21 protein-coding genes and 2 tRNA genes are annotated in these 25,769 nt (G+C 63.1%); 11 read left to right on the forward strand and 12 right to left on the reverse strand.

The genetic code is table 11. The features are described 5' to 3' along the window. Positions 1-203: 203 nt before the first annotated feature. From EG244_RS14475 to EG244_RS14485, 3 genes are all read right to left on the reverse strand, one after another. A complete protein-coding gene (locus tag EG244_RS14475) occupies positions 204-830 on the reverse strand; it encodes a thermonuclease family protein (RefSeq protein ID WP_124965705.1) in 627 nt (208 codons plus the stop codon). Positions 831-1,553: 723 nt separating this feature from the next. After that, a tRNA-Lys gene (locus EG244_RS14480) sits at positions 1,554-1,629 on the reverse strand. Positions 1,630-1,777: 148 nt separating this feature from the next. Continuing rightward, positions 1,778-1,853, reverse strand: a tRNA-Lys gene (locus EG244_RS14485). An 85-nt stretch (positions 1,854-1,938) separates the two neighbouring features. On the opposite strand from EG244_RS14485, the gene dapF reads away from it, so the two are divergent. The 6 genes from dapF (at position 1,939) to infB (ending at position 9,717) form a co-directional block, all read left to right on the forward strand. Further along, the gene (gene dapF, locus EG244_RS14490) at positions 1,939-2,790 is read left to right on the forward strand and encodes a diaminopimelate epimerase (protein WP_233589024.1); all 852 of its coding nucleotides are present in this window, start codon (positions 1,939-1,941) and stop codon (positions 2,788-2,790) included. Continuing rightward, the gene (mtaB, locus tag EG244_RS14495) at positions 2,787-4,040 is read left to right on the forward strand and encodes a tRNA (N(6)-L-threonylcarbamoyladenosine(37)-C(2))-methylthiotransferase MtaB (protein ID WP_124965706.1); all 1,254 of its coding nucleotides are present in this window, start codon (positions 2,787-2,789) and stop codon (positions 4,038-4,040) included. The genes dapF and mtaB overlap by 4 nt, the downstream gene beginning before the upstream one ends. A gap of 216 nt (positions 4,041-4,256) precedes the next feature. Next, positions 4,257-4,886: a ribosome maturation factor RimP gene (gene rimP, locus EG244_RS14500; protein WP_124965708.1), complete on the forward strand. Its 630-nt coding sequence runs from the start codon at positions 4,257-4,259 to the stop codon at positions 4,884-4,886. A gap of 12 nt (positions 4,887-4,898) precedes the next feature. After that, positions 4,899-6,509 carry a transcription termination factor NusA gene (gene nusA, locus EG244_RS14505; protein ID WP_124965710.1) on the forward strand — a complete coding sequence of 537 codons (1,611 nt, stop codon included), beginning with the start codon at positions 4,899-4,901 and terminating at the stop codon, positions 6,507-6,509. 26 nt (positions 6,510-6,535) lie between these two features. After that, the gene (locus tag EG244_RS14510) at positions 6,536-7,180 is read left to right on the forward strand and encodes an RNA-binding protein (protein ID WP_124965712.1); all 645 of its coding nucleotides are present in this window, start codon (positions 6,536-6,538) and stop codon (positions 7,178-7,180) included. Continuing rightward, positions 7,177-9,717, forward strand: coding sequence for a translation initiation factor IF-2 (gene infB, locus EG244_RS14515; protein ID WP_124965714.1), 2,541 nt, complete (start codon positions 7,177-7,179; stop codon positions 9,715-9,717). Before EG244_RS14510 ends, infB begins: the two co-directional genes overlap by 4 nt. A gap of 54 nt (positions 9,718-9,771) precedes the next feature. On the opposite strand, the gene EG244_RS14520 is transcribed toward infB, so the two are convergent. From EG244_RS14520 to rplS, 7 genes are all read right to left on the reverse strand, one after another. Continuing rightward, entirely contained in the window at positions 9,772-10,488 is a 717-nt protein-coding gene (locus tag EG244_RS14520) for an alpha/beta fold hydrolase (RefSeq protein ID WP_325050393.1), read from the reverse strand. Positions 10,489-10,578: 90 nt separating this feature from the next. After that, positions 10,579-11,667, reverse strand: coding sequence for a CaiB/BaiF CoA transferase family protein (locus tag EG244_RS14525; RefSeq protein WP_233589029.1), 1,089 nt, complete (start codon positions 11,665-11,667; stop codon positions 10,579-10,581). 2 nt (positions 11,668-11,669) lie between these two features. Beyond that, a complete protein-coding gene (locus tag EG244_RS14530; RefSeq protein WP_124965719.1) occupies positions 11,670-12,833 on the reverse strand; it encodes an acyl-CoA dehydrogenase family protein in 1,164 nt (387 codons plus the stop codon). Between the two features lie 120 nt (positions 12,834-12,953). After that, positions 12,954-13,763, reverse strand: a complete 810-nt coding sequence (locus EG244_RS14535) for a division plane positioning ATPase MipZ (RefSeq protein ID WP_124965721.1) — start codon at positions 13,761-13,763, stop codon at positions 12,954-12,956. A gap of 42 nt (positions 13,764-13,805) precedes the next feature. Next, on the reverse strand, positions 13,806-15,044 hold the full coding sequence (locus EG244_RS14540) for a glycosyltransferase family 4 protein (protein WP_124965723.1): 1,239 nt from the start codon (positions 15,042-15,044) through the stop codon (positions 13,806-13,808). Between the two features lie 181 nt (positions 15,045-15,225). Continuing rightward, on the reverse strand, positions 15,226-15,447 hold the full coding sequence (rpmE, locus tag EG244_RS14545) for a 50S ribosomal protein L31 (protein WP_124965725.1): 222 nt from the start codon (positions 15,445-15,447) through the stop codon (positions 15,226-15,228). Positions 15,448-15,458: 11 nt separating this feature from the next. Continuing rightward, the gene (rplS, locus tag EG244_RS14550; RefSeq protein WP_124965727.1) at positions 15,459-15,827 is read right to left on the reverse strand and encodes a 50S ribosomal protein L19; all 369 of its coding nucleotides are present in this window, start codon (positions 15,825-15,827) and stop codon (positions 15,459-15,461) included. A 378-nt stretch (positions 15,828-16,205) separates the two neighbouring features. On the opposite strand from rplS, the gene truB reads away from it, so the two are divergent. Further along, positions 16,206-17,120, forward strand: a complete 915-nt coding sequence (gene truB / locus EG244_RS14555) for a tRNA pseudouridine(55) synthase TruB (protein WP_124965729.1) — start codon at positions 16,206-16,208, stop codon at positions 17,118-17,120. A 63-nt stretch (positions 17,121-17,183) separates the two neighbouring features. Continuing rightward, entirely contained in the window at positions 17,184-18,686 is a 1,503-nt protein-coding gene (locus tag EG244_RS14560) for an AMP-binding protein (RefSeq protein ID WP_124965731.1), read from the forward strand. Positions 18,687-18,873: 187 nt separating this feature from the next. On the opposite strand, the gene EG244_RS14565 is transcribed toward EG244_RS14560, so the two are convergent. Next, positions 18,874-20,118 (reverse strand): aminopeptidase, encoded by a 1,245-nt coding sequence (locus tag EG244_RS14565; protein ID WP_124965733.1) that lies wholly within the window; start codon positions 20,116-20,118, stop codon positions 18,874-18,876. A 97-nt stretch (positions 20,119-20,215) separates the two neighbouring features. Here EG244_RS14565 and EG244_RS14570 point away from each other — a divergent pair, with 97 nt between their 5' ends. From EG244_RS14570 to EG244_RS14580, 3 genes are read left to right on the forward strand one after another with little or no spacing between them, the layout of a single operon-like run. Beyond that, entirely contained in the window at positions 20,216-21,616 is a 1,401-nt protein-coding gene (locus tag EG244_RS14570; protein WP_124965735.1) for an aldehyde dehydrogenase family protein, read from the forward strand. 19 nt (positions 21,617-21,635) lie between these two features. Then, positions 21,636-22,577 carry a deoxyribose-phosphate aldolase gene (gene deoC, locus EG244_RS14575; protein WP_124965737.1) on the forward strand — a complete coding sequence of 314 codons (942 nt, stop codon included), beginning with the start codon at positions 21,636-21,638 and terminating at the stop codon, positions 22,575-22,577. Between the two features lie 9 nt (positions 22,578-22,586). Beyond that, positions 22,587-24,866: an aldehyde dehydrogenase family protein gene (locus EG244_RS14580; RefSeq protein WP_124965739.1), complete on the forward strand. Its 2,280-nt coding sequence runs from the start codon at positions 22,587-22,589 to the stop codon at positions 24,864-24,866. Here EG244_RS14580 and fmt read toward each other — a convergent pair. After that, the gene (gene fmt / locus EG244_RS14585; RefSeq protein ID WP_124965741.1) at positions 24,863-25,765 is read right to left on the reverse strand and encodes a methionyl-tRNA formyltransferase; all 903 of its coding nucleotides are present in this window, start codon (positions 25,763-25,765) and stop codon (positions 24,863-24,865) included. The genes EG244_RS14580 and fmt overlap by 4 nt on opposite strands. Between the last annotated feature and the right edge of the window lie 4 nt (positions 25,766-25,769).

Here is a 25,769-nt window from a genome sequence, read left to right on the forward strand (position 1 = left end):
CGAACAGTCATCAGGGCGCGTGGGACGCCCCACAGATCAGACGCCGAATCCATGGCCGCACCCGACCAGATGCCGAAATCACAAACCCCTTGTCACGCGGGCGCCATCCATACATGGTCCGTGGACCATAGCGAGCGCGACGCCTGAAGCTGTCATGCCTGCGCTATTGCGCCTTATGCCTTGTTGCCACTTCGCCCTTGCGCTCACCCCTGCGGCTGGCGAACGCCCTTGCGCCAATCAGAGGGCACAATGAACTCACCCGCCCAGATGCCACGCCGGGCCGCCTGTGCGCGCGCTTCATGCGCAATGTAGTCTTTGCCGTATTGCGGCGCAGCAACAGCATGGCCTTCCTCGACCAGCCAGGCATTCAGGTTGGTTTCACCGAGAAAGCAGCGCGCCACGATGCGGCCATAGCGGTCGCGGTTGATCTGTTCGCAGCGGACCGGATGGCGGTCGATTTTATTTTTCAAAGCAAGGGTTGCGGTTTGCCCGCAGCGCCACTCAGAGGCGCCTTTCCAGCAGCGCTGCGCGGATTCGGGCGCATCAATGGCATGCAGACGAATGCGTTGCTTCTGAATGTCGATGGTATCGCCGTCGATCACCGTGGCGATACCCTGCAATCCTGACGATGCCGGCTGAAGGGCCTCAGGAAGGTGCTTCTGCAACTCCTGAGCGGCGCGGCTTTGCAGCGCGGCGATAGCCTTGTCGAGGTCTGCGGATATTTTGAGATCGGGAAGGGCAAAGAAGAGCCCGGCGGCCCCAAATGCAGCCGCCCATATCAGCGGTCCGGCCCGAAGGCGGCGGTTCAGGAAACGTTTAAGCTTTTTCATGCCCCCGCTTATCGCGCGGCAAGAGGCCGAGGCCAGTCAAAGGACTGATAATACTTAATAAATTTCCAACTCATGACGTCTGAGTGTGTTTGTCACGTCGCGAAATATCACTTATTTGTAAAGATGAATTTCATTATGTAGTCATAAATTATGATTTATGACTACATGGTATGCGCTCCTGTAAGTGCTTCCATCAGAGATAAACTCGCGCATGTCCCGGGTTGGGCATAGAGCTATCTCTAATCGGCTCTTTGGAAAAGCACAGCATTTCAATGCCAAAGCTGCGTCGCGCCTTTTCTCAATTCTCCAAAACCGGCTTTGACAGGACGATGAGTTGAGCAGGCCACGACCAAGGGTCGGCGGCCCAATATATCGGCCGATCTCCACGACAATCGCCCCATTAGATGCCCGTTGAGGCTGTCACGTCTGCCTCAACAAACTGAGGACGTTGGTGGGATTAAAGCGTCCCTTCAGACCCTCACTTATCTGGGCCAAAGCGCTGCAATTTTCAGCTAAACCCTCAACAGAACCCTATACTTAGAATCCAATTAAATAATCAAAAACAATAAATTATGACCATAAAAATAAAACATACCTTTTCTGACTGAGGGATTCACATTTGTTTTTAGGAAGCATTGCCCGCTTTTCAGCCAAAATCAGCGAAGATCGCGCAGGGCAGAAACGACAAAAGCCGCAGCGATAACGCTGCGGCTTTTTGTAAAGTGGTGAGCCCGACAGGATTCGAACCTGTGACCCACTGATTAAAAGTCAGTTGCTCTACCAACTGAGCTACGGGCCCACTTTGTAAGTATTGATCTACAGCTTGTGTCAGCTAAGGTCAAGTACTGCTTCAACTTTTTCCCTGCGACAAACGTGCAGGCCGGAAAAAAGGTTCCACGTAAAATGACAAAAGCCGCAGCAAAAATGCTGCGGCTTTTTGTATTAAGTGGTGAGCCCGACAGGATTCGAACCTGTGACCCACTGATTAAAAGTCAGTTGCTCTACCAACTGAGCTACGGGCCCACCGTTTCGGTGAGGGGTGATCTATAGTCGGGGTCAGGTGGGGTCAACCCGCAAAAAGGAAAATTCCTCACCACTGGTGAAAAAAATGCGATGGCCCTATATGCGCCCCATGGAAAACAGCGCACCCGCCCCCTTCACCTTCATGAAGATGCACGGACTCGGCAACGATTTCGTGGTGATTGACCGCCGTCAGGGCGGCCCTGAGCTGACGACCGCCCTGGTTCGGGCGATCGGCGACCGTCATACCGGCGTGGGCTTTGACCAGCTGGCCACCATCGATCCCGATGAGGAGGCTCTGGCCCGTCTGACCTTCTGGAACTACGACGGCTCTCTCTCCGGGGCCTGCGGCAATGCCACCCGCTGCATCGCGCGCCATCTTCTGAATGAAACCGGCCTCAAAAGCTTCAACCTGCGGACCGAGCGCGGCTTTCTCGCCTGCGAGGACGCCGGGGGCGGGCTGACCCGTGTTAATATGGGCGCTCCCCTCACTGAGTGGCAGGAGATCCCTCTCAGTCAGGCCATGGACACGCTGCACCTCGATATTCCCGGCGATCCCGTCGCCACCGGCATGGGCAATCCGCATCTGACCTTTTTTGTGGATGATGCGGAAGCCGTCGATCTCGCCACCCGGGGCGCGCAGTTTGAGCATCATCCCTTCTACCCGCAGCGCACCAATGTCGAATTCGTGCAGATTCTCAGCCGCGATGCGATCCGCCTGAAGATCTGGGAGCGCGGCGCGGGCATCACCCTGGCCTCCGGGACCTGTTCCTGCGCGGCGGCCGTGGCTGCGGCACGACGTGGCCTTACGGAGCGGCGCGTAACCGTTTATGTCGATGGCGGTCAGATCGGCATCGACTGGCGCGACGACGGGGTCTGGATGACAGCCCCTACGGCACATGTCTTTACCGCAACCTTTACTCCGGACTTTCTGTCATGAGCGTTCCTGTCTTTCATACCCTTGGCTGCCGGCTGAACGCCTATGAGTCTGAGGCGATGAAAGAGCTCGCCGAACAGGCCGGGGTTAAAGGCGCGCATGTGGTCAATACCTGCGCCGTGACCGCCGAGGCCGTGCGTAAAGCCCGCCAGGAAATTCGCCGCATCCGCCGCGAGAACCCCGACGCGCCGATCATCGTCACCGGCTGCGCCGCCCAGACAGAGCCTGAGACCTTCGCGAATATGCCAGAGGTCACCCGCGTCATCGGCAATACCGAAAAGATGCAGGCCTCGACCTGGAACGCCATGGTCCCCGATCTGATCGGCGAGACCGAGCGGGTTCAGGTCGATGACATCATGTCCGTGAAAGAAACCGCAGGCCATTTGATCGACGGCTTTGGCCGTCACCGTGCCTATGTCCAGGTCCAGAACGGCTGCGATCACCGCTGCACCTTCTGCATCATCCCCTTTGGTCGTGGCAATTCCCGCTCGGTCCCGGCAGGCGTGGTCATTGATCAGATCAAACGCCTGGTCGACCGCGGCTTCCTTGAAGTCGTCCTCACCGGCGTCGATCTCACCTCCTGGGGTGCCGATCTGCCGGGCGAGCCGCGCCTTGGCGATCTGGTCATGCGCATCCTGAAGTTGATCCCCGATCTGCCGCGGCTGCGCATCTCCTCCATCGACTCGATTGAGGCGGATGAGAACCTCATGCAGGCCATCGCCACCGAGCCGCGGCTGATGCCCCACCTGCATCTCTCGCTCCAGCACGGCGATAACATGATTTTGAAGCGCATGAAGCGCCGCCACCTGCGCGACGATGCGATCCGCTTTTGCCAAGAGGCCCGCCTGCTCCGCCCGGACATCGTTTTCGGCGCCGATATCATCGCCGGCTTCCCGACAGAGACGGAGGAGATGTTCGAAAATTCGCTCCGCCTCGTCGATGACTGCGGGCTGACCTTCCTGCATGTCTTCCCCTACAGCCCGCGCAAAGGCACGCCCGCCGCGCGGATGCCCCAGGTCAAAGGCCCCTTCATCAAGGACCGCGCCGCCCGCCTGCGTGCCAAAGGCGATCAGGCGCTTGCGATGCATCTTGCGTCTCAGCAGGGCGTCACCCACCAGATCCTGATGGAATCCCCGCTGCTTGGCCGTACCGGGCAATTCACCGAAGTGCGCTTCACAACCCCTCAGCCCGAGGGGCAGATCGTCACCTCTGTGATCACCGGGCGCTCGGACACCACCCTCACCGCCGGCTGAGCTTTGGCTTTTTCGAAATACTCTGCGGGGGTCCGGGGGCGCAAAGCCCCCGGGGCTGAAAACTAAAACCTCACCGGCCCGGGGTTTCCCTTGCAATAAAGGCTGCGAGCCTCTATATCCCCTTCAACAGCGGCGTCATCGGGGTCCAAACCTGATGGCCCACCGGAATATGCACACGGGCCGCTATGGCCCGTTTTTTGTTTTTGGGGGTTCCCCATGTCTGACCTGATTGCCAAGACCACCATTGACCAGCGCCTCGCCGCCCTGGTGACCCCAGCCATTGAGGATCTGGGGTATGAGCTGGTGCGCATCCGCCTTATGGGCGGCAAGACGCGTATCCTGCAGATTATGGCGGACCGCCCGGAAGGCGGCATTAACGTGGATGACTGCGCGAAGATCTCGACCGCAGTCTCGGCGGTTCTCGATGTCGACGATCCGATTGAAGATAACTACACCCTTGAGGTCTCTTCGCCCGGCATCGACCGGCCGCTGACGCGCCTGAAGGACTTTGATATGTGGAACGGCTATGAGGCCCGGGTGGAAACCACGGAACTCATCGATGGCCGCCGCCGCTTCAAAGGCAACATCGCCGGCACGGAGGGCGATGAAGTTCTCATCACCCTCGATGAGGGTGGTGAAGAGGTCACCATTGGCCTGCAGTTTGAATGGCTCTCCGATGCGAAACTCATCCTCACCGATGAGCTGATCGCAGAGATGCTGCGCCAGCGTAAAGAATCCGGTGCCTTCGATGGCGCGGACGTCGACGAATCCGGCTTCGAAGATATCGAGACGGAAGATCACGAAGATGATGACGGGGAAGAAACCCCGGCACCGACCCGGCACTGACAGGAGCCCGCAATGGCCATTACCTCTGCCAACCAGCTTGAACTTCTGCAAACCGCTGAGGCGGTCGCGCGTGAGAAGATGATCGACCCGGACCTGGTGATCCAGGCCATGGAAGACAGTCTCGCCCGTGCGGCCAAGTCGCGGTATGGCGCGGATATGGATATCCGTGTGAAGATCGACCGCAAAACCGGTCGCGCCACTTTCGCACGTATCCGCACCGTGGTCGAAGATGACGCGGTCGAGAACTATCACGCACAGCTGACCGTCAAGCAGGCGAAGTCCTATCTGGCAGATCCGCAGTTCGGTGACGAAGTTATCGACGAAGTGCCGCCGGTTGAACTCGGTCGCATCGCCGCGCAGTCGGCGAAGCAGGTGATCCTTCAGAAGGTCCGCGAAGCAGAGCGCGACCGTCAGTATGAAGAGTTCAAAGACCGCCAGGGCACCATCATCAACGGCACCGTCAAGCGCGAAGAATACGGCAATGTCATCGTCGACATCGGCCGTGGCGAAGGCATCCTGCGCCGCAACGACAAGATCGGCCGCGAAAGCTACCGGATTGGCGACCGCATCCGTGCTTTCGTCAAAGACGTGCGCCGCGAAGCCCGTGGCCCGCAGGTCTTCCTGTCGCGGACCGCACCGGAGTTCATGTCGGCGCTCTTCAAAATGGAAGTGCCGGAAATCTACGACGGCATTATTGAGATCAAAGCTGTGGCCCGTGATCCGGGTTCGCGCGCCAAGATCGCTGTGATCTCCTATGACAACTCGATCGATCCGGTCGGCGCCTGCGTTGGTATGCGCGGCTCGCGCGTTCAGGCCGTGGTGAACGAGCTTCAGGGCGAGAAAATCGACATTATTCCGTGGAACGCAGATGTTGCCACCTTCCTGGTGAACGCGCTGCAACCGGCGGAAGTGTCGAAAGTGGTCTTTGACGAAGACGCCCAGAAAATCGAAGTCGTGGTGCCCGATGAGCAGCTCTCGCTCGCCATCGGCCGTCGTGGTCAGAACGTGCGTCTGGCCTCGCAGCTGACCGCGCTCGACATCGACATCATGACCGAAGCCGATGAATCGGCCCGTCGTCAGGCTGAGTTCGCAGAACGCACCAAACTCTTCATGGACACGCTGGATGTCGATGAGATGATGGCGCAGCTGCTGGTCTCGGAAGGCTTCACCAACCTCGAAGAAGTCGCCTATGTCGATCTCGATGAGCTGGTTGGTATTGACGGCTTTGACGAAGGCACCGCAGGTGAGCTGCAGGCCCGTGCCCGCGACTACATCGAAGAGCAGGCCCGCAAGGCACTTGAAACCGCGCGTAACGCCGGCGTCGAAGACAGCCTGATCAACTTCGAAGGCCTGACGCCCCAGATGCTGGAAGCGCTTGGCAACGACGGCATCAAGTCGCTCGAAGACTTCGCGACCTGTGCTGACTGGGAACTGGCCGGTGGCTGGACCATGGAAAATGGCCAGCGCAAAAAAGACGTGGGCATCCTTGAGCAGTTCGACATGAACCTTGAGGAAGCGCAGACCCTCATCATGACCGCACGCGTCATGCTGGGCTGGGTGGATCCGACTGAGCTGGAAACTGCCGACGAAGACGTAGAAGAAACCGAAGAGGACGAAGCCTGATTTCAGGCTTCGCTATGTGACGTAAAATGACCCGTGGTGGTAAAGAGAAGATGCAGGACGACCCCGAGCGCAAATGTATTGCGACGGGGGAGGTCCAGCCGAAGGCCGGATTGATCCGTTTTGTGGCGGGTCCCGGCGGTGAGCTGTGCCCGGATCTGCTCGGAAAACTGCCTGGTCGCGGATTTTATGTCGCATCTGAGCGTGCAGCTCTTGAAAAAGCGATCAGCAAGGGCCTTTTCTCCCGTGCTGCCCGCACTCAGGTCACTGTTCCTGCCGATCTCATCGATCTGATTGAACAGGGCCTGGCACGACGAGTGGCAGATCTCCTCGCAATGGCGCGCAAAGCGGGCCATGCGGTGGCGGGGCTGTCAAAGGTGAAGGACTGGCTGGAAAAAGGGCAGGCTGAAATCCTGATCCAGGCCAGTGACGGGTCGGAGCGTGAGAAATCCCGCCTTCGTCCCCCGAGCGGAATGGATGCCTATATCGGCTGTCTGACCGCAGATGAATTGGGTTTGGCTTTCGGCCGTGAACGTGTCATACACGGCGCGCTTGCGGCTGGTGGACTCAACGAACGTGTTGTAGACGAAGCGGCAAGGCTTGCGGGGCTGCGAAATGTGCAGCCGCAGGCAGGTCGGCGGCGGGACCGCCGGGAAGGAAACGAAGACGCATGAGCGATACTGACGGCAAAAAACCCCTCGGGCTGGGTGGCGGGACGCGTGGTCCGGGCCAGGTGAAGCAAAGCTTCAGCCACGGCCGCACGAAGTCCGTTGCTGTGGAGGTCAAACGCAAACGCGTTGTGGTCCCCCAAAAGCCTGGTGGTGCCGGTGGTGCCGGCGGCTCCTCGCAATCTTTCGGGGATCCCTCGAAGCGCCCGGCCGGCATCTCCGATGCTGAGATGGAGCGTCGTCTCACGGCTCTGCGCGCTGCAAAAGCGCGCGAGGCGGATGAGGCTCTGCAGCGCGCTGCCGATGAGAAGGCACGCGACGAAGAACGCCAGCGCAAGCGTGATGAGCTTGAAGCCCGCGAACGCGAAGAGCGTGAGCGCGTGGAAGCTGCTGCGCGCAAGCTGGAAGAAGAAGCCCGCCTGAAAGCGGAAGAGGAAGCAAAAGCGAAGCGCGAGGCAGAGATTGCCCGTCGCGCCGCCAATGCCCCCGCGCGTGTTGCTGCTGCAACCGCGACCCCCGGTTCGCCGGCGGATGAACAGCGCCCGACCCCGAACCGCACCGCACCGGCAAACACCGTGCAGCGCAAGGCCGAGCGTGAACGCGAAGAGCGTGGCAACAACCGTGCCCGTACCGGTGACGAAGGTCGCCGTGCAGGCAAGCTGACCCTGTCGAACGCAACCTCGGAAGACAGCGGCCGTCAGCGCTCGCTGGCTGCGATGAAGCGGAAGCAGGAAAAAGCCCGTCAGAAAGCCCTGGGTTTCGGCCAGAAAGCTGAAAAACAGGTCCGTGACGTGCAGCTTCCGGAAACCATCGTCGTTCAGGAACTGGCAAACCGGATGGCCGAACGCGCCGCCGATGTCGTCAAGTCCCTGATGAAGATGGGCATGATGGTCAGCATGAACCAGCCCATCGACGCGGATACCGCAGAGCTTGTGATCGAAGAATTCGGCCACAAAGCCGTGCGCGTCTCGGATTCGGACGTGGAACAGGTCATCGACACCGTTGTTGACGGTGAAGAAAACCTGCAGCCGCGCGCTCCGGTTGTCACCATCATGGGTCACGTTGACCATGGTAAAACCTCGCTGCTGGACCGTATCCGCAAAGCCAACGTCGTCACCGGCGAGGCAGGCGGCATCACCCAGCACATCGGTGCTTACCAGGTGAAAACGCCTTCGGGTCAGCTGGTGACCTTCCTCGACACCCCTGGTCACGCGGCGTTTACGTCGATGCGGGCCCGTGGTGCGAATGTCACCGACATCGTGATCCTGGTTGTTGCAGCGGATGATGCGGTCATGCCGCAGACCATCGAAGCGATCCACCACGCGAAAGCGGCGGGCGTTCCGATCATCGTGGCCATCAACAAGATGGACAAGCATTCGGCCAATGCGACCAAGGTCCGCACGGACCTTCTGCAGCACGAGATCGTTGTGGAAGCCATGTCCGGTGACGTTCAGGACGTCGAAGTCTCGGCGCATACCGGCATGGGCATCGACAAGCTGCTCGAAGCCGTTTCGCTGCAGGCTGAGATCCTTGAGCTGAAAGCCAACCCGAACCGTGACGGTATGGGTGCTGTGGTCGAAGCCAAACTCGACGTCGGCCGTGGCCCGGTTGCCACCGTTCTGGTTCAGAACGGCACCCTGCGCAAAGGCGACATCTTCGTCGTCGGCCACAAGTGGGGCAAGGTTCGTGCGCTGCTGAACGACAAAGGCGAAACCATCACCGAAGCCGGTCCCTCGACCCCGGTTGAAGTGCTGGGTCTCAATGGCACGCCCTCGGCGGGTGACGTTCTCAACGTTGTTCCGACCGAAGCGCAGGCCCGTGAGATTGCTGACTACCGTGAGCAGACCACCAAGGACAAACGCGCCGCTGCCGGTGCTGCAACCACGCTGGAACAGCTGATGGCGAAAGCCAAAGCCGATCTGAACGTGGCTGAGCTTCCGGTCATCGTGAAGGCAGACGTTCAGGGTTCGGCAGAAGCCATCGTTCAGGCGCTGGAAAAAGTCGGCAACGACGAAGTCCGCGTTCGCATCCTGCACTACGGTGTCGGCGCGATCACCGACTCGGATGTTGGTCTGGCAGATGCCTCCAAAGCTCCGATCCTGGCGTTCAACGTGCGTGCAAACGCAATGGCCCGGTCCTCGGCGCAGCAGAAGGGTGTCGAGATCCGTTACTACTCGATCATCTACGATCTGCTCGACGACATCAAAAAGGCAGCCTCGGGCCTGCTCAAAGCCGAAGTGCGCGAGCATTTCATCGGCTATGCGCAGATCAAGGAAGTCTTCAAGATCACCGGCGCCGGCAATGTTGCAGGCTGTCTGGTGACCGAGGGCGTGGCCCGTCGTTCGGCAGGCGTCCGCCTTCTGCGCGACAACGTGGTTATCCACGAAGGCACGCTCAAGACCCTCAAGCGCTTCAAAGACGAAGTCAAAGAAGTGCAGTCGGGCCAGGAATGCGGCATGGCGTTCGAGCGTTACGAAGACATTCGTGCCGGCGACGTCATCGAGATCTTCGAGCGCGAGACTGTGGAACGCAGCCTCGCCTGATCGCAGGATCAGCGAAATTGAAAAGGCGGGTCTTCGGACCCGCCTTTTTCTGTTTTAAACGGCGTCCTGGCGGGTGACCTCTGCCACCAGGGCAACCAGGGCTGAGGTCACCCCCTCGGGCTGTTCCATCGGGGTCATATGGCCCGCGTCTTTCACCCGCAGGAACCTGGCGTGGGGGATCAGCCGCGCCATCTCTTCATGCAGCGCCATCGGCGTGATGCGGTCTTCCTCGCCACAAAGAATAAGCGTCGGGCAGGTCACGGTTTTCAGCAGGTCCCGGTTGTCGGGGCGATCGAGCCGGCTCTGGCGGATGAAAACCTCTGCTCCAAGGCGTAGCGTCATCTCCTGGATCCTCGCGCCGATGTCGCCGCGCGCCAGGTTCTGCGGCGCAAGATAGCCCGCCAGCAGGCGCTCTCCCATGCCAATGAAGCGCGCGCCTGAGGAGGCGGCTTTGATCATGGCATCGCGCTTTGCCTGTCCCGCGGGGGTATCGGGCAGCATGGTGGTATCGAGAAGCCCAAGCCCCAGGACGCGGTCTGGCGCGCGGCGGAAGACCTCCTGCGCGACGAGACCGCCGAGCGAAAATCCCGCCACAAGGAAGGGGCCGCTGTGCAGGGCCAGGACCTGGCGGGCCAGGGCCTCCAGGCTCTCGCCTTTGGTGATATCGGCGACGCTGACATCCGCGACCAGCGACAGCGGCGCCAGTTGATCGCGCCAGAGCCCTTCGTCATTCAGGGTGCCGGGGATCAGGATCAGGCGGGGGCGCGGCATGGGATCGTCCTCAGGAAGGGGGTCGCGCAGAAGATAAGCTCTGCGGCCGGGTGCCACCAGCCGGTGTCGGCGCGCGGCGAACCTGGCGGTTCAGCGGACGGGCAGGGCAGGGACCGGGCCGTAGCGGCGCTCTTCGCCGGTGACACGGGGCGCGGGCGCGGGATAGCTGACCGGGCCTGCGGGTGTTTCAACCGTGATCCGGCGCAGATGCGGATGGCGCGAGAGGGCTGCCATATCATTCACCCCCGCAAAGGCCACATCGGCGCGCGCCAGGACCTCTGCGGCCTCTTCGGCGCTCAGGGCGGCCAGGGCCAGGGCGACCTGGCGGTCGGTCCCGGCCCGGTTCTCCACCCGCGCCAGGTTCGTCGCAAAGCGCGCGTCCTGGCCCAGGGCAGCATCGCCCAGAAGCTCCCGCGCCAGGTTGCGCCATTCGCGGTCGTTTTGCACTGACAGCAGGATCTGCCCGCCGCAGCGGCACTCAAACACCCCATAGGGCGCGATGGAGGGGTGGCGCAGCCCGTTGCGCCTCGGCACCTGGCCCGCCTCAGCGTTCAGAAGCGGCACGGTCAGCCAGTCCGCCATCACGTCAAACATCGAGATGGTGATTGCGCTGCCCTGTCCGGTGAGGCCGCGCCGGATCAGCGCCTCAAGGATCGCGGCATGGGCGGTGGCCCCGGTGGCAATATCCACCACCGAGATGCCCACCCTGGCCGGAGCCTCCGGCCCCCCGGTCAGAGAGGCCAGGCCGGATTCGGCCTGGATCAGCAGGTCATAGGCCTTGCGCGAGGCCATGGGACCGCTGTCGCCATAGCCGCTGATCGCGCAGGAAATCAGCCGCGGATTGAGCCTGGCCAGCTCCTCCGCAGTGAACCCCAGACGGCCAAGCGCGCCAGGTTTCAGGTTCTGCACCAGGACATCGGCGGTGCGCAGCAGGTCGCGCAGAACCTGGCGGTCGGCCTCTTTGGTCAGATCGGCGATCACCACCTCTTTGCCGCGGTTCAGCCAGACGAAATAGCTCGACTGCCCTTTTGCTGCGCGGTCATAGCCACGGGCGAAGTCGCCCTCAGGCCGCTCAATGCGGATCACCCGCGCCCCGGCATCGGCCAGCCGCGAGGTGGCAAAGGGGGCCGCTACCGCCTGCTCAATCGCAACGACCGTCAGCCCTTCAAGCGGCAGCACCATCAGAAGCTCCTTGGCAGGCCCAGGATATGTTCGGCCACATAGGACAGGATGAGGTTGGTGGAAATCGGCGCGACCTGGTACAGCCGGGTCTCGCGGAATTTGCGCTCGACGTCATATTCGCAGGCAAAGCCGAAACCGCCGTGGAACTGGATGCAGGCATTCGCCGCCTCCCAGGAGGCTTTGGCGGCCAGATACTTCGCCATATTGGCCTGGGCCCCGCAGTCGAGACCGGCATCATAGCGGCGGCAGGCCTCATAGCGCATGAGGTTGGCGGCCTCGATCTCGATGAAGGCTTCGGCGATGGGGAACTGCACGCCCTGGTTCTGGCCGATGGGGCGGCCAAAGACCACGCGCTCTTTCGCGTAGCCCGTGACTTTATCGGTGAACCAATAGCCGTCCCCGATGCATTCCGCCGCGATCAGCGTGCGCTCGGCGTTCAACCCGGTGAGGATATATTTAAAGCCCTGGCCCTCTTCGCCGATCAGATTGTCGGCGGGGATTTCCAGCTCATCAAAGAAGACCTCATTGGTCTCATGATTGACCATATTGAGGATGGGCCGGATCACCATGCCCGACTTCATCGCCTCTTTCACATCGACCAGAAAGATCGACAGGCCCTCAGATTTCTTCTTCACCTCCGCCAGCGGCGTGGTCCGCGCCAGCAGGATCATCAGATCGGAATGCTGAATGCGGCTGATGAAAACCTTCTGCCCGTTAATCACGTAGCGGTCGCCACGTCTGACGGCGGTGGTTTTGATTTTGGTGGTATCGGTGCCGGTGGTGGGCTCGGTCACCGCCATGCTTTGCAGGCGCAACTCACCGCTGGCGATTTTCGGCAGATAGTGCTGGCGCTGCGCCTCTGATCCGTGGCGGATCAGGGTGTTCATATTATACATCTGCCCGTGGCAGGCACCGGAATTGCCGCCCGCGCGGTTGATCTCTTCCATGATGACCGAGGCTTCGGTCAGCCCAAGGCCCGAGCCGCCATAAGCCTCAGGGATCAGGGCGGCCATCCAGCCGGCTTTGGTCAGGGCTGCAACGAAATCCTCGGGGTAGCCCCGCGCCTCATCCACTTTGCGGTGATATTCGGCCGGAAATTCCGCGCAGAGCGCGCGAACGGCATCGCGGATGTCCTGGAAGGTTTCGTCAGCAGCGCGGGTCATTGATCTCTCTTGGCAGCTCAGTCTGCCGAGAGAGTGGGCGGGGGGGGCGCTATAAGTCAAATAGCTGTATCTTCTGACAGATATCGCCTGAAGTTATGGCACCCTTCGCAACCTGGCCGATCAGAAATTCAGCTCAAACCCGGGCAGGCGCAGCTCTTTCATCAGATCGCGCAGCTCCTGGCGGGCGGCGACGTTGGAGATGCTGAGGCTTTCGACGCCGACATCCTTCAGATCCAGCAGCGTCAGCCCGCGCGGGAAAAGTTCGCGGAAAATCACCCGCTCGGAGAAGCCCGGGATCACCCGGAAGCCGATGCGGCGCGAAAGATCCTCCAGCGCTTTGCCGACCTTCTTTTTGTTGTGCATCTGCTGCGCGCCAAGGCGGTTCCGGAGCACGATCCAGTCGATCGGCTTCAGCCCGGCCTGGGCACGCAGCTGCCGCGCCTGCCAGACCATCTCGGCATAGATCGAGGGGCCTTTGATCTTGCCGGTCTCCGGCTCAATCCGCGCCAGCAGATCGAAATCGACAAAGCTGTCGTTCATCGGGGTGATCAGCGTATCGGCCAGCGAATGCGCCAGCTGACTCAGCCGGGTGTGGCTGCCGGGGCAGTCGATCAGGATGAAGTCACAAAGCTGGTCGAGTTCAGCCACCACCGACGACAGGCGGTGATCGGTGGCATTCTCGCCCGGCTGCAATGCGCCTGCGGCCACTTCGGGCAGATCGCGCAGAATGGGGGTCGGCAGCTCCAGCCCGGTCTGCTGCAGATAGGCCATGCGGTTTTCGATATAGCGCCCGAAACTGCGCTGGCGCAGGTCGAGGTCCACCGCACCGACCCGAAAGCCTGCCCGCACCAGAGCCGTCGCCACATGCATACAGGTGGTGGATTTGCCCGAGCCGCCCTTTTCGTTGCCGACCGCGATGATATGCGCCATGTGCCTCTCTCCGAAGTTCTTACATCGCGGCTAAAGCCTGCATCACTTTTCCGCAAGCAGGCAGCTTTGATAAAGGCCCAGGACAGTGTCTATTTTGCTGTTCCAGTCGTAGTGACGCAGGGCATGGGCGCGGGCCGTCTTCCCGGTGGTCTCCGCCAGGGCCGGATCGTCGGCAAGCTGGTCCATCCGTTCGGCAAAGCCCTCGATCAGCGCTTCGGGCGAGGGGATGGGAACCAGCCAGCCGGTTCCGGGGACGATGTAATCTGCCGGACCGCCATGATCGGCCGCAATGGCAGGGCGCGCGCAGGCCATGGCCTCCATCACCACGGCGCCGCCGGCTTCCGCGAGGCTGGGCAGGATCAGCGCGCGGGCGCGGGCCAGGTGGGTGGAGCAGTCTGTCTGGCTGAGAAATCCGTAGAAGGTGATGCGCCCGGAGACCCCAAGCTCTTTTGCCCGGGCGCGGATGGCCTCCTCCATTGGCCCGTCCCCGATGATGCCGATCCGGGCCGTGCGATTTTTCATCTGCGCCAGGATATCGGGCAGATATTGTGCGCCCTTAAAACTGACGAGCCGGCCCATGAACAGGAATTCGGCGGTGCCGCCGCTCATGGGGGCGGGCCGCCACAGCGATGTGTCTATCCCGTTCTCGACGATCTCGACAATCCGGGCGCGGGTGCCGGTATCGGTCAGGGCGGTGGTGGTGCGGGCATTGGCACTCAGCAGCAGCGCGGCGCGGAGCTTGCCGGGGGCGAGGCGATGGATCAGCCCCCGCAGCGGGTGCCACAGAGCCATCATCAGGCTGTCTGGCGCCTCACGGCCTCCGGCCCGAAAGCCAGGGGCCCAGGATATATTGCCATTCATCGGCCCGATCACCACCGGAGCGCCCATATCATAAAGCAATGAGGGCTCACGCGGGGAGACGGGGATGGGCTGATGAACCAGCACCGGACCTTCGGTCTGCGCGATCAGCGCCCGCGCCTTGCGGCGCGCGGCCCTCTGGGTCACATGGCGGCTGAGATAGCCCACCGAGAAATGGCCGATCCGCTGGGGCAGATGCTGCCCGATCTGCCGGCACAGCCGGTTCAGCGCGGTATCGGGCAGAAAATGTATCCGCGCGGTGTGATCGGGAAAAAGCGCCGCCAGTTCGTCACGGGTTCGGGCGTGGGTGACCATCTGCGTGTCGATGCCGCGCTCAGTCAGCCAGCGGAAGTAGTGTATCGGCAGCGCCGCCTCACCCCCCATGCGCAGCGAGGCGTGTTCTGCCACCAGGATGATCCGCATCGGGCGACCTTTCCGCCATAGTTCCCGCGCACGGTGGCGGAGGCCGGCCTGCCTTGTCAATCCGCGCACAGCGTATGCGCAGCGGCTGTGGCTTTCGTTCAACCCGGACAGTCCTGTGACCCCGCGCAAACAAAAAGGCGCAGCAAAAGCTGCGCCTTTCCGAAAACAACGGGTCTCAGGCTCAGAAGCCGAGGCCTGCGTATTTGTTTTTGAACTTCGACACGCGGCCGCCGGTGTCCATCAGACGCGAATTGCCGCCGGTCCATGCCGGGTGAGCAAGCGGGTCGATGTCGAGCGCGAGGGTGTCACCCTCTTTGCCGTAGGTCGAGAAGGTCTGATAGGTCGAACCATCGGTCATTTTGATGGTGATCGAGTGGTAGTCGGGGTGGATACCGTCTTTCATCTCTCAGATCCTTACTTCGCGCGGTTGGTGGTGATTTCAGCGATACGGGCCGATTTGCCGCGACGCGAACGGAGGTAGTAGAGTTTCGCGCGACGGACGCGGCCACGACGGACAACTTCGATCGAGTCGATGTTGGTCGAGTAGAGCGGGAATACGCGCTCAACGCCTTCGCCGAACGAGATTTTACGCACGGTGAACGCAGCAGCGATGGTTGCGCCGCCTTTACGGGCGATGCAGACGCCTTCGTAGTTCTGAACGCGCGAGCGGCTGCCCTCGGTCACTTTGTAGCCGACACGGATGGTGTCGCCGGCTTTGAAATCCGGGATGGTCTTGCCGAGAGCGGCGATCTGTTCCGCCTCGAGCTGCGCAATAAGGTTCATGCGCCTGTCTCCTGTGTTTGCCCGCGGTATTTCCGCGAAGGGATGTCGGGCCAGGAACTCCTGGTCTTCGTCCGGGTTCGCGATTTGAGAGGACCTCTCAAAGCGCCCGCCGGAGTGTGGCCGCGATACTGTTTGACCCGGCGCTTCGGCCGCTGTCTGAAGAAGAAGTCAGACGGCATCGGCCATGCGTTCAGGATTCACTCGGGAGATTCCCCGGTGAACCCCGGGGCTATAGGCGCTATCCTGGCGCGGGTCAAGCGAATGCGGTGCCCGCAGCGCCAGGAAAACAAGGGCGATCGCTCGCGCCGCAGCCCGCGCGCAGTTGACGTGCGGGGGGCGGGAAGTTATCGGGCGGGCTTGCGGAAAAAGGGGAACGACATGGCACGCGGGCGCAAGGGCAATCCGATCTCGGGATGGCTGGTGGTGGATAAGCCTGCGGGCGTGACCTCAACCGCGGTGGTGGGCAAGGTGCGCTGGGCGCTGAATGCGCAAAAGGCGGGCCATGCGGGCACGCTGGATCCGGCGGCGACCGGGGTTCTGGCCATTGCGCTGGGTGAGGCCACGAAGACCGTGCCCTATATTACCGATGCCGCCAAATGCTACCGCTTTGTGGTGAACCTTGGCGCCGCCACCAATACCGATGATGCCGAAGGCGAAGTGATCGCTACCCGCGACAGCCGCCCCTCGGATGCTGAGATTGAGGCGGCACTCGCGCAGTTCCGCGGTGATATCCAACAGGTTCCGCCGCAGTTCTCGGCGGTGCGTGTGGATGGCGAGCGCGCCTATGATCTGGCCCGCGAAGGCGAGCAGATGGAACTCGCGGCCCGCCCGCTCTTTGTTGAAAAGCTTGAAGTTATCTCGCGCCCCTCGGCCGATCAGGTTGAGCTTGAGATGATCTGCGGCAAGGGCGGCTATGTCCGCTCGATCGCGCGGGATCTGGGCGAAGTGCTGGGCTGCCTTGGCCACGTGGCCTGGCTGCGCCGGGTCTGGTCGGGCCCCTTCCGCGCCGAAGACGGCATCTCACCCGATGAGATTGAGCGTCTGTCGCGCACGCCCGAGCTTGAAGCCCGCCTGCTGCCGATTGAGGCGGGTCTGACGGGCCTGCCGCGCGTTGAGGCCACCCCCGAAGGGGCGGTGCGTCTGGGTCACGGCAATCCTGGCATGGTGCTGGCCAATCTGCCCTGGGGCACCGAGGCCTGGGCCGCCTTTGAGGGCCGCGCCATCGCGGTTGGCCGCTATCAAAGCGGCGAGCTGCACCCGGCCCGCGTTTTCGTGCTGCCGCCCGCGCGTTAAAACGCTTCCCCCCGAAGCTTTGCCGCGCTTAACCTCAGCGCGGAGGATCTCAGGGGGGACATCATGAATCCGGCACTCTGGCTGAAGCGGACGGCGGATCTGACGCCAGCCGCTCCGGCCCTGTTTCTGGGCCGCAACTGCCTTGCGGATTATGCGGCATTCCGCGATCAGGCGGCGGCCTTCGGCGAAGGGCTGACGCGGCGCGGCATCGCGCCGGGGGACCGGGTCGCGCTCTTTATGAAGAACTGCCCCGATTATCTGGTGGCCGAATTCGGCATCTGGTGGGCAGGGGCCGTGGCCGTGCCGGTCAACGCCAAGCTGCATGGCGCAGAGGCCGACTGGATCACGGAAAACGCGGGCGCAAAACTGGTGATCGCGCCGGAGACTGCGGGGCTGTCGCGGGGCCTGCCGCAGATTGCGCCGGGCGGCAGTGCCTGGGCAGAGATGCTCTCGCAGCCCGGCAGGCCTGAGCCGCATGAGATGGGCCTCCAGGATCCCTGCTGGCTCTTTTACACCTCCGGCACCACCGGGCGGCCCAAGGGCGTGATCCTGACGGCCGCCAATCTGGTGGCGGCCACCTCGGATTATCTGGCGGATGTCGATCAGGTCTTCGCTGAGGATGTGGCGCTTTATGCCGCCCCCATGTCGCATGGTGCGGGCTTTTACTGCCTGCCGCATGTGGTGCGGGGGGCCGCGCATTGCGTGCCCGAAAGCGGCGGCTTTGAGCCTGCTGAGATCTTTGATCTGGCTGAGGCGCTGGGCCGGGTTCATATGTTCGCCGCCCCCACCATGGTCAAACGGATGACCGCTTATGCCCGCGCCAGCGGGCGCACAGGCCAGGGGCTGCGCAGTGTGATCTATGGCGGCGGGCCGATGTATCTGGCCGATATCACCGAGGCCGGAGAGGTTTTTGGCGAGATCTTCATTCAGATCTACGGCCAGGGCGAATGCCCGATGACCATCACCACCCTCAGCCGGGCAGAGGTGGCGGAGCGCGGTCACCCGGAGTGGGAAAAGCGCCTCGGCTCGGTCGGGCGGGCCTTTACCTCAGTTCAGGTGCGGATCGCGGATGAGGCGGGGCAGAGCCTGCCGCCGGGAGAGATCGGTGAGATCCTGGTGAAAGGCGCCCCCGTCATGGCGGGCTACTGGCAAAACGAGAAAGCCACCTCCGAGACAATCCGCGACGGCTGGCTGCGCACCGGCGATATGGGGGCCATGGATGGCGCGGGCTATCTGACGCTGCATGACCGCTCAAAAGACGTGATCATCACCGGCGGCACCAATGTCTACCCGCGTGAGGTGGAGGAGGCGCTTCTCACCCATCCGCAGGTGGTTGAGGTCTCGGTCATCGGCAGGCCGGACCCGGAATGGGGCGAGAATATCGTCGCTTTCGTGGTGGCCGATGGTCCTGGCGCGGCAGAGCTGGACGCCCATCTTGCCGCCCGCATCGCGCGGTTTAAGCGGCCCAAGGAGTGGCATTTCGTGACGGAGCTGCCGAAGAACAACTACGGCAAGATCCTCAAGACCGAGCTGCGCGAGCGTCTGCAGAGCCTCTCTGCGCCGTGATCCTGGTTTGTTCCGGAACGGGTGTTCCCCCACCCGGAGCGGTTTCCCTTGTTTTATTGGGATTTGCCGCAGGACCAGGGGTCTCGCTTTGTTCTGATCCGGCAAAAGCGGCCCTGACCGAAAACAAAGGGAAATTTACGAAAAAGGGGCCGGATCACCGGCCCCTTTTGTTCTTTCTCCGCAGATCTCAGGCCCATTCGCCCTTGCGCATCACCGGAGTGCGGCTGCCATCGGCATTGATGCCATCCACATCCACCTGACCCGAGCCGATCATCCAGTCGACGTGGATGATTGACGAGTTGCCGCCCCGGGCTTTCACCTGATCCTCCGTCAGATCAGCCCCGCCGACGAAGCATTTCGAATAGCACTGGCCAAGCGCGATATGGCTGGCGGCGTTTTCGTCAAAGAGGGTGTTGTAGAACAAAAGCCCCGACTGCGAGATCGGCGAGGAATGCGGCACCAGCGCCACTTCGCCCAGACGCCGCGCGCCCTCATCGCTTTCGATCAGCTTTTGCAGCACGCCTTCGCCTTTGGTGGCATGGGCCTCTACGATCTTACCGTCTTCAAACTTCACGCGGATGCCGTCGATCAGGCTGCCCTGATGCGAGAGCGGCTTGGTGGCCGAGACCCAACCCTCGACCCGCATCGCATGGGGCGTGGTGAAGACCTCTTCGGTGGGGATATTGGCGTTGCACTCCGCGCCGTTCTTTGCGGTTGAGGCACCGCCGTGCCATTCGTGCCCATCGGCCAGACCGACCTTCAGATCGGTGCCGGGGCCGGTGAACTGCAGCGCCGAGAAGCGGTTGCCGTTCAGCCAGGCCGAGCGTTCCGCCAGGCGTGCGCTATGGGCGGTCCAGTCAGCGACCGGGTCCTCGCCATCAATGCGGCTCGCTTTAAAAATCGCATCGGCGAGAGCGGCCTGGGCTTCTTCGGGCGGCAGATCGGGGAAAACCTGCTGCGCCCAGGCCAGGCCCGGCCAGGCGACGATGGTCCAGTTGATGTCGAAGTTCACGATGGGCGCCTGGGCCGGCTTATAGGCCAGGGCATTGGCGCGCGAGGCACGGGCCACTTTGGCCGGGTCCTGTTCGCTCAGCAGCATCGGGTTGTCGCCCACGATCGCCATCCGCGCAGTGCCCGCCTTATAGGCCTGGGCCATACCGTCAAAGAGCCAGCCGGTGGCGCGGTCAAAGCTGTGGTCCTGACCATGCTGATAGCGCGCCAGAGTGACCTCTTCATCGCCGTAGATCGGCGTCACCAGACCCGCGCCCGCCTGATAGGCATGGGCGGCAATGCGGCGCACCAGGGGCGCGGCCGAGACCGGCGCGGTCAGGATCAGGTCCTGGCCCTGTTGCAGGTTCAGACCGACCTTCACGGCCACGCGGGCCAGGCGGTCAAGACGCTCTTCATTGAGAGAGGGAGGGGTGAGGCTCATGTCAGCACCTTTCTGTTTGCGCTGAAAGTGGCCCGCTTCGCGCCCTGTTGCAAGACGCGCCGCCCTCGCGCAGGCTGCACAAAGAACGGAGGACCCTATGAGCCAGAGTGCCTTGACGATCTTTGATGCGCAGCGCCGCCTGGTGCCTGAGCGCCGCCTGAGCTTTGATGCCCCCGCACGGGCGCAGGCGCTTGAGGCGCTCAGGCGTGCAGTCCTGGACCATGAGGGGCAGATCATTGCGGCGCTGGCCGAGGATTTCGGCAAGCCTGAGGCTGAGGTGCTGCTCACGGAGATCCTGCCGGTGCTCAGCGAGATCCGTCTGGCGCAGCGCAAGGTGAAATCCTGGGCGCGGGACCGTCGGGTCGGGCCGACCCTCACGAGCTTTGGCACCTCCGCCCGGATCCGGCGTGAGCCGCGCGGGGTCTGTCTGATCATCGCGCCCTGGAACTACCCGCTGAACCTTGCGCTGGGGCCGCTGGTCTCCTGTCTGGCGGCGGGCAACAGCGCGGTGGTGAAACCCTCTGAGCTGACGCCCGCCACCTCAGGGGTGATCGCGAAGATCATCGCCGCGGCCTTTGATCCTGATCTGGTGGCGGTGATTGAGGGCGGGGTGGAGACGTCCACCGAACTGCTGGCGCTGCCCTTTGATCATATCTTCTTCACCGGCTCGCCCGAGGTGGGCCGTATCGTCATGACGGCAGCGGCAAAGCATCTGAGCACGGTCACGCTGGAACTTGGCGGCAAATCCCCGGTCATTGTGGGGCCAGGGGCGGATCTTGCGCAGGCTGCAGACTGGATCACCTTTGGCAAGCTGACCAATTCCGGGCAGACCTGCATCGCCCCCGACCATCTCTTTGTGCATGAGGCTGTGCGCGAGGCGTTCCTTCCGCTGTTGCGCGCGCGTATGGCCCGGGCGCTGGAGGGGGCACCCATGGCCCGCATCGTCTCGCCCCGCCATGCCGCGCGACTGGAGAGCCTGTTGCAGGAGGCAGAGGAGGGGGGCGCAAAGGTGCTGCGCCAGGGCAGCAGCGCGGGGACGCAGATGGCGCCTGCCCTGGTGAGTGCCCTGACCCCGCAGATGCGCCTTGAGCAGGAAGAGATCTTCGGCCCGATCCTGCCGGTCATCCCCTTCCGTGATCCTGCGGCGGTGCTGGCGCGCATCAATGCCCGCCCGAAGCCCCTGGCGCTTTATGTCTTTGAAAAGGATCGCGACTTCATCGATCAGGTCATCACCAGCACCTCCTCGGGCGGGGTGGGGGTGAACCTGACGGTGCTGCATTACAGCCATGAGGGGCTGCCCTTCGGGGGGGTGAACCACTCGGGCCATGGGGCCGCGCATGGCGAATGGGGCTTTCTCGCCTTCTCGCACCAGCGGGCGATTTTGCAAAACCGCTTCTCGCCGCTGAGGATGATCTTTCCGCCCTGGACGGGGCAGAGGCTGCGGCTGATCCGCTGGGCAAAGCGACTGATCGGCGGCGGGGCTGCGACGAAGTCATAAGAGAGAACGGGGGGAGAGCATGGCCGAGCGCAACCAGGGAATGGCCTTTGAGCCGTCACTTTTTCTTTCGCGCGAGATCAACCGCCCGGCGGCCGGGCGCGCGGGTGCGGCGATCCCATCGCGCCGCGCGCTGAAGGGCCTTCATCAGGCGGCCTGGCTTGTGAATGCGGTGCGCTGCCTGGATCTGACGACCCTGGCGGGGGATGATACCGCAGGCCGGGTGCAGCGCCTTTGTGCCAAGGCGCGTGACCCCCTCGGCCCGGACCTCTCTGAGGCGCTGGGGGTTGCCGTGACGGTGGGGGCGGTCTGTGTCTTTCCCACCATGGTCCCCCATGCGGTGAAGGCGCTGGAGGGCTCGGGCATTCCGGTGGCCTCGGTCGCGACGGGCTTTCCGGCGGGGCTGACGCCCTTGCCGCTGCGGCTGGCCGAGATCCGCTATGCGGTGGATCAGGGCGCGGCAGAGATCGATATCGTCATCACCCGCGAACTGGCGCTGACCGGCAACTGGGCGGCGCTCTACGACGAGATCGCACAGATGCGCGCGGCCTGCGGCGCGGCCCATCTGAAGGTCATCCTGGCAACCGGGGATCTGCGCTCTCTCACATCGGTCTATCACTCCTCTATGGTGGCGATGCAGGCGGGGGCGGATTTCATTAAAACCTCAACCGGTAAAGAAGAGGCCAATGCCACCCTGCCGGTTTCGCTGGTCATGCTGCGGGCGATCAGGGATTACCAGGCGCAGACCGGGCAGATCGTCGGTTTCAAGCCTGCGGGCGGGCTGCGCACGGCCAAAGATGCGCTGAACTGGCAGGTGCTGATGAAGGAAGAACTGGGCCTGCCCTGGCTGCGGCCCGATCTTTTCCGCATCGGAGCAAGCTCGCTTCTGGCCGATATAGAGCGCCAGCTTTCTCATTATGTGACAGGTCGTTACGCGGCCTTTCAGCACCATCAACCGGCCTGAGGGGGCGCTATGACGGGGATCTCTGAGATCATGGCGAAGATGGACTATGGCTCTGCGCGCGAAAGCCTTGCTGAGGGGACGGCATGGATCGAAAAGCGCGCCATTGCGCGTCATTTCATCGGTGGCGACTTTCCTGAAGGGGGCGATCTGCGCCCGGTCCTGAACCCCGCCACCACCCGGGAGATCGCCCGGGTTCCCCTGGCGCGCGCGGCTGAGGTTTCCGCAGCCCTTGCGGCAGCCCGGCAGGCTCAGCCGCTGTGGGAAGCGCTGGGCTGTGAGGCGCGGGCCCGCCATCTTTACGCCCTGGCGCGGGGGCTGCAAAAACGCGAGCGTCTTTTTGCCGAGGTCGAAGTGCTGAACGGCGGCAGACCGATGCGTGAGCTGCGCGAGGGCGATATCCCTCTGGCAGCCCGGTGTTTTTATCATCACGCCGGGTGGGCCATGCAGCGCGATGAGGCTTTTCCGACCCTGGTGCCCCATGGCATCTGCGCGGGGCTTATCCCCTGGCACGCGCCATTGTTGACGGCGGTCCGGAAAATCGCGCCCGCGCTTGCGGCGGGGAGTGTGGTGGTGCTGAAACCCTCTCATCTGACGCCGCTGAGCGCGGTTCTGCTGGCGGAACTGACGCTGGAAATCGGCTTGCCGCCCGGCGTTCTGACCATCCTGCAGGGGGATGATGAGACGGGCGCCCTGCTCGTGGCTCAGCCCGGGGTGCGCATGGTGTCTGTCACGGGATCTGTCCCCACAGGCCGTAAAATCCGGGAGGCGACCGCAGGCCAGGGCAAGGCGGTGACGCTGTCGGTGAGCGGGACATCGACTTTTATCGTGCTCGGGGATGCTGATCCCGATGCCGCCGTGGAGGGCGTGGTGGATGGCCTTTGGCTCAATCAGGGCGGGATGGGCTGCACCGGGGCCCGCCTGCTGGTTCAGGAAGGGCTGGCCGGGACCTTCACCGCGCGGCTGAAGGCGCGGATGGCGCGGCTGGTGACGGGCGATCCTTTGGAGAAAGGCACCGATCTGGGCGCGCTGGCCTCTGAGGCCTGTTGCACCAGGGCGCGTGACCAGATTGCCCGCGCGACAGCGGCGGGGGCCGATCTGCATCAGGGCAGCGCCCCTGAGGGGAACTTCCTGGCACCAGGCCTGATCACAGGGGCCGCTGCGCAGGGCTGCTCTGGCCCGATCGCTGTTCTGACGACCTTCCGCACCGCAGATGAGGCCGTGCAGCTTGCCAGCCACAGCCGCAGGGCACAATCCGCCTCAATCTGGAGCGAAAATATCACCCGCGCCACGGATCTTGCGCTGCGGGTAAAGGCGGCAGTGGTCTGGGTGAATTGCACCCACCAGCTTGATGCGGGCGCGGCTTTCGATGGCCCCGGCCCGGCCCCCGAAGGGGGGCGCCGGGGAATGGAGACCTGGCTGACGCATCCGTCCCCACCCGGCGCTCTGCGTGAAGAGCAGCCCTCTCACTGGTTGCCAGATCCGGTCGCACCCCCGCAGGGGCAGGCGCTTGATATGACCCTCAGGCATTGGATCGGAGGGAAATTTACGCGCGCAGACAATGGGTTGTCGGCGGCGATCGGGGGCGGCCCGCCGGTTGCCTCGGGCAGTCGCAAAGATATCCGCAACGCAGTTGAGGCGGCGGTGAAGGCCGCTGCCTGGTCTGCCATGAGCGGCCATCAGCGGGCACAGGTGCTCTGGTTCTTCGCGGAGAACCTGCAGCAGCGGCAGGCGGAATTTGCGGAGCTGACCTCCGATCAGGAAGTCAGGGCTGCCCTCAGCCGCATCCTGGCTGCCGCCTCTGCCGCGGATAAAGCTGCAGGCGCGGTTCGCGACACGAAGCCGGGGTTTCTTACCCTGGAGCGGGCAGAGCCGCAGGGCGTCCTGGCGATCCTCTGTCCGCCCGAGGCACCCCTTCTGGGGCTGATCACCATGGTCGCCCCGGCGCTGGCAATGGGGAACCGCGTGATCTGCGTGCCCTCTGAAACCGCGCCGCATGTGGGGGCAAAACTGGCGCAGGTCTTTGCCGTTTCGGATCTGCCTGCGGGGGCGCTGAACATCGTGACCGGCCCGCATCTGCCGCTGTCAGAGGTGCTGGCCCTGCATGAAGAGGTCAGCGCGCTTTGGTATTGCGGCACCGCCGCCGGAAGCGCCCGTGTTGAAACGCTCGCCGCCGCAGGCCTGAAGCCGGTCGTCACCGATGGGGGTCACCCCGCCTTCTGGTCCGCACCCGCAGATCTGATGCGAAGGGCCAGCCGGACCCGAACGATCTGGCTGCCCTTCGGCGCTTAAGTCAGCCGCTCGGGCAGGGTCACCCCGCGCAGAGCCTCAACAGCGGGCAGGGCCTTCTTGCCCTCCCGCTGCACCTGGCCCAGGCGAACCGCACCGCGGCCGCAGGCGACGGTCAGACCCTCGCCGGGCAGGATCTCCCCGGGGGCGCCCTGACCCTCAACCGCCACCGCGCGCAGCGCCTTCAGCCGCTCGCCCCCCATCTCGCACCAGGCGCCGGGAAAGGGCGAGAGGCCGCGAATGCGCCGCGCCACCACATCGGCAGAAAGCGACCAGTCAATGCGCGCCTCAGCTTTGTCGATCTTTCTGGCATAGGTAACGCCCTCATCAGGCTGCACCTCTGCCACCAGATCCGGCAGCTGCGCCAGAGCGGTCACGATCATCTTAGCACCCAGCAGCGACAAATGGTCATGAAGATCCTGGGTCGTCTCCCCGCCGCCGATCTCCGTGGCCTGGCGCAGCAGAACCGGACCGGTATCAAGACCCGCCTCCATCTGCATGATGCAGATCCCGGTCTCAGCATCGCCCTCCATGATGGCGCGGTGGATCGGTGCCGCCCCGCGCCAGCGCGGCAAAAGCGAGGCATGGATGTTCAGACAGCCGAATTTCGGCGCATCCAGCACGGCCTGGGGCAACAAAAGCCCATAGGCCACCACAACCGCCACATCCGCACCAAGCGCTGCGAACTCTGCCTGGGCTTCCGCAGTTTTCAGCGAAACGGGATGGCGCACGGCAATCCCAAGCGCCTCAGCGGCCGCCTGTACGGGCGAAGGGCGCAGCTGCTGCCCGCGCCCGGCAGGCCGCGGCGGCTGCGAATAGACCGCCACAATCTCATGCTCCGCCGCCAGGGCCTTCAGCGCCGGAACCGAGAACTCCGGCGTTCCCATGAAAACAACCCGCATCGGA

Source organism: Falsigemmobacter faecalis, assembly GCF_003863335.1.
Lineage (GTDB): Bacteria > Pseudomonadota > Alphaproteobacteria > Rhodobacterales > Rhodobacteraceae > Wagnerdoeblera > Wagnerdoeblera faecalis.

Bases quoted from the DNA above. Each gene is read 5' to 3' on its own strand.
- EG244_RS14475 (WP_124965705.1), bottom strand. From the start codon at position 830: ATGAAAAAGCTTAAACGTTTCCTGAACCGCCGCCTTCGGGCCGGACCG.
- dapF (WP_233589024.1), top strand. From the start codon at position 1,939: ATGCGATGGCCCTATATGCGCCCCATGGAAAACAGCGCACCCGCCCCC.
- mtaB (WP_124965706.1), top strand. From the start codon at position 2,787: ATGAGCGTTCCTGTCTTTCATACCCTTGGCTGCCGGCTGAACGCCTAT.
- rimP (WP_124965708.1), top strand. From the start codon at position 4,257: ATGTCTGACCTGATTGCCAAGACCACCATTGACCAGCGCCTCGCCGCC.
- nusA (WP_124965710.1), top strand. From the start codon at position 4,899: ATGGCCATTACCTCTGCCAACCAGCTTGAACTTCTGCAAACCGCTGAG.
- EG244_RS14510 (WP_124965712.1), top strand. From the start codon at position 6,536: ATGACCCGTGGTGGTAAAGAGAAGATGCAGGACGACCCCGAGCGCAAA.
- infB (WP_124965714.1), top strand. From the start codon at position 7,177: ATGAGCGATACTGACGGCAAAAAACCCCTCGGGCTGGGTGGCGGGACG.
- EG244_RS14520 (WP_325050393.1), bottom strand. From the start codon at position 10,488: ATGCCGCGCCCCCGCCTGATCCTGATCCCCGGCACCCTGAATGACGAA.
- EG244_RS14530 (WP_124965719.1), bottom strand. From the start codon at position 12,833: ATGACCCGCGCTGCTGACGAAACCTTCCAGGACATCCGCGATGCCGTT.
- EG244_RS14535 (WP_124965721.1), bottom strand. From the start codon at position 13,763: ATGGCGCATATCATCGCGGTCGGCAACGAAAAGGGCGGCTCGGGCAAA.
- EG244_RS14540 (WP_124965723.1), bottom strand. From the start codon at position 15,044: ATGCGGATCATCCTGGTGGCAGAACACGCCTCGCTGCGCATGGGGGGT.
- rpmE (WP_124965725.1), bottom strand. From the start codon at position 15,447: ATGAAAGACGGTATCCACCCCGACTACCACTCGATCACCATCAAAATG.
- rplS (WP_124965727.1), bottom strand. From the start codon at position 15,827: ATGAACCTTATTGCGCAGCTCGAGGCGGAACAGATCGCCGCTCTCGGC.
- truB (WP_124965729.1), top strand. From the start codon at position 16,206: ATGGCACGCGGGCGCAAGGGCAATCCGATCTCGGGATGGCTGGTGGTG.
- EG244_RS14560 (WP_124965731.1), top strand. From the start codon at position 17,184: ATGAATCCGGCACTCTGGCTGAAGCGGACGGCGGATCTGACGCCAGCC.
- EG244_RS14565 (WP_124965733.1), bottom strand. From the start codon at position 20,118: ATGAGCCTCACCCCTCCCTCTCTCAATGAAGAGCGTCTTGACCGCCTG.
- EG244_RS14570 (WP_124965735.1), top strand. From the start codon at position 20,216: ATGAGCCAGAGTGCCTTGACGATCTTTGATGCGCAGCGCCGCCTGGTG.
- deoC (WP_124965737.1), top strand. From the start codon at position 21,636: ATGGCCGAGCGCAACCAGGGAATGGCCTTTGAGCCGTCACTTTTTCTT.
- EG244_RS14580 (WP_124965739.1), top strand. From the start codon at position 22,587: ATGACGGGGATCTCTGAGATCATGGCGAAGATGGACTATGGCTCTGCG.
- fmt (WP_124965741.1), bottom strand. From the start codon at position 25,765: ATGCGGGTTGTTTTCATGGGAACGCCGGAGTTCTCGGTTCCGGCGCTG.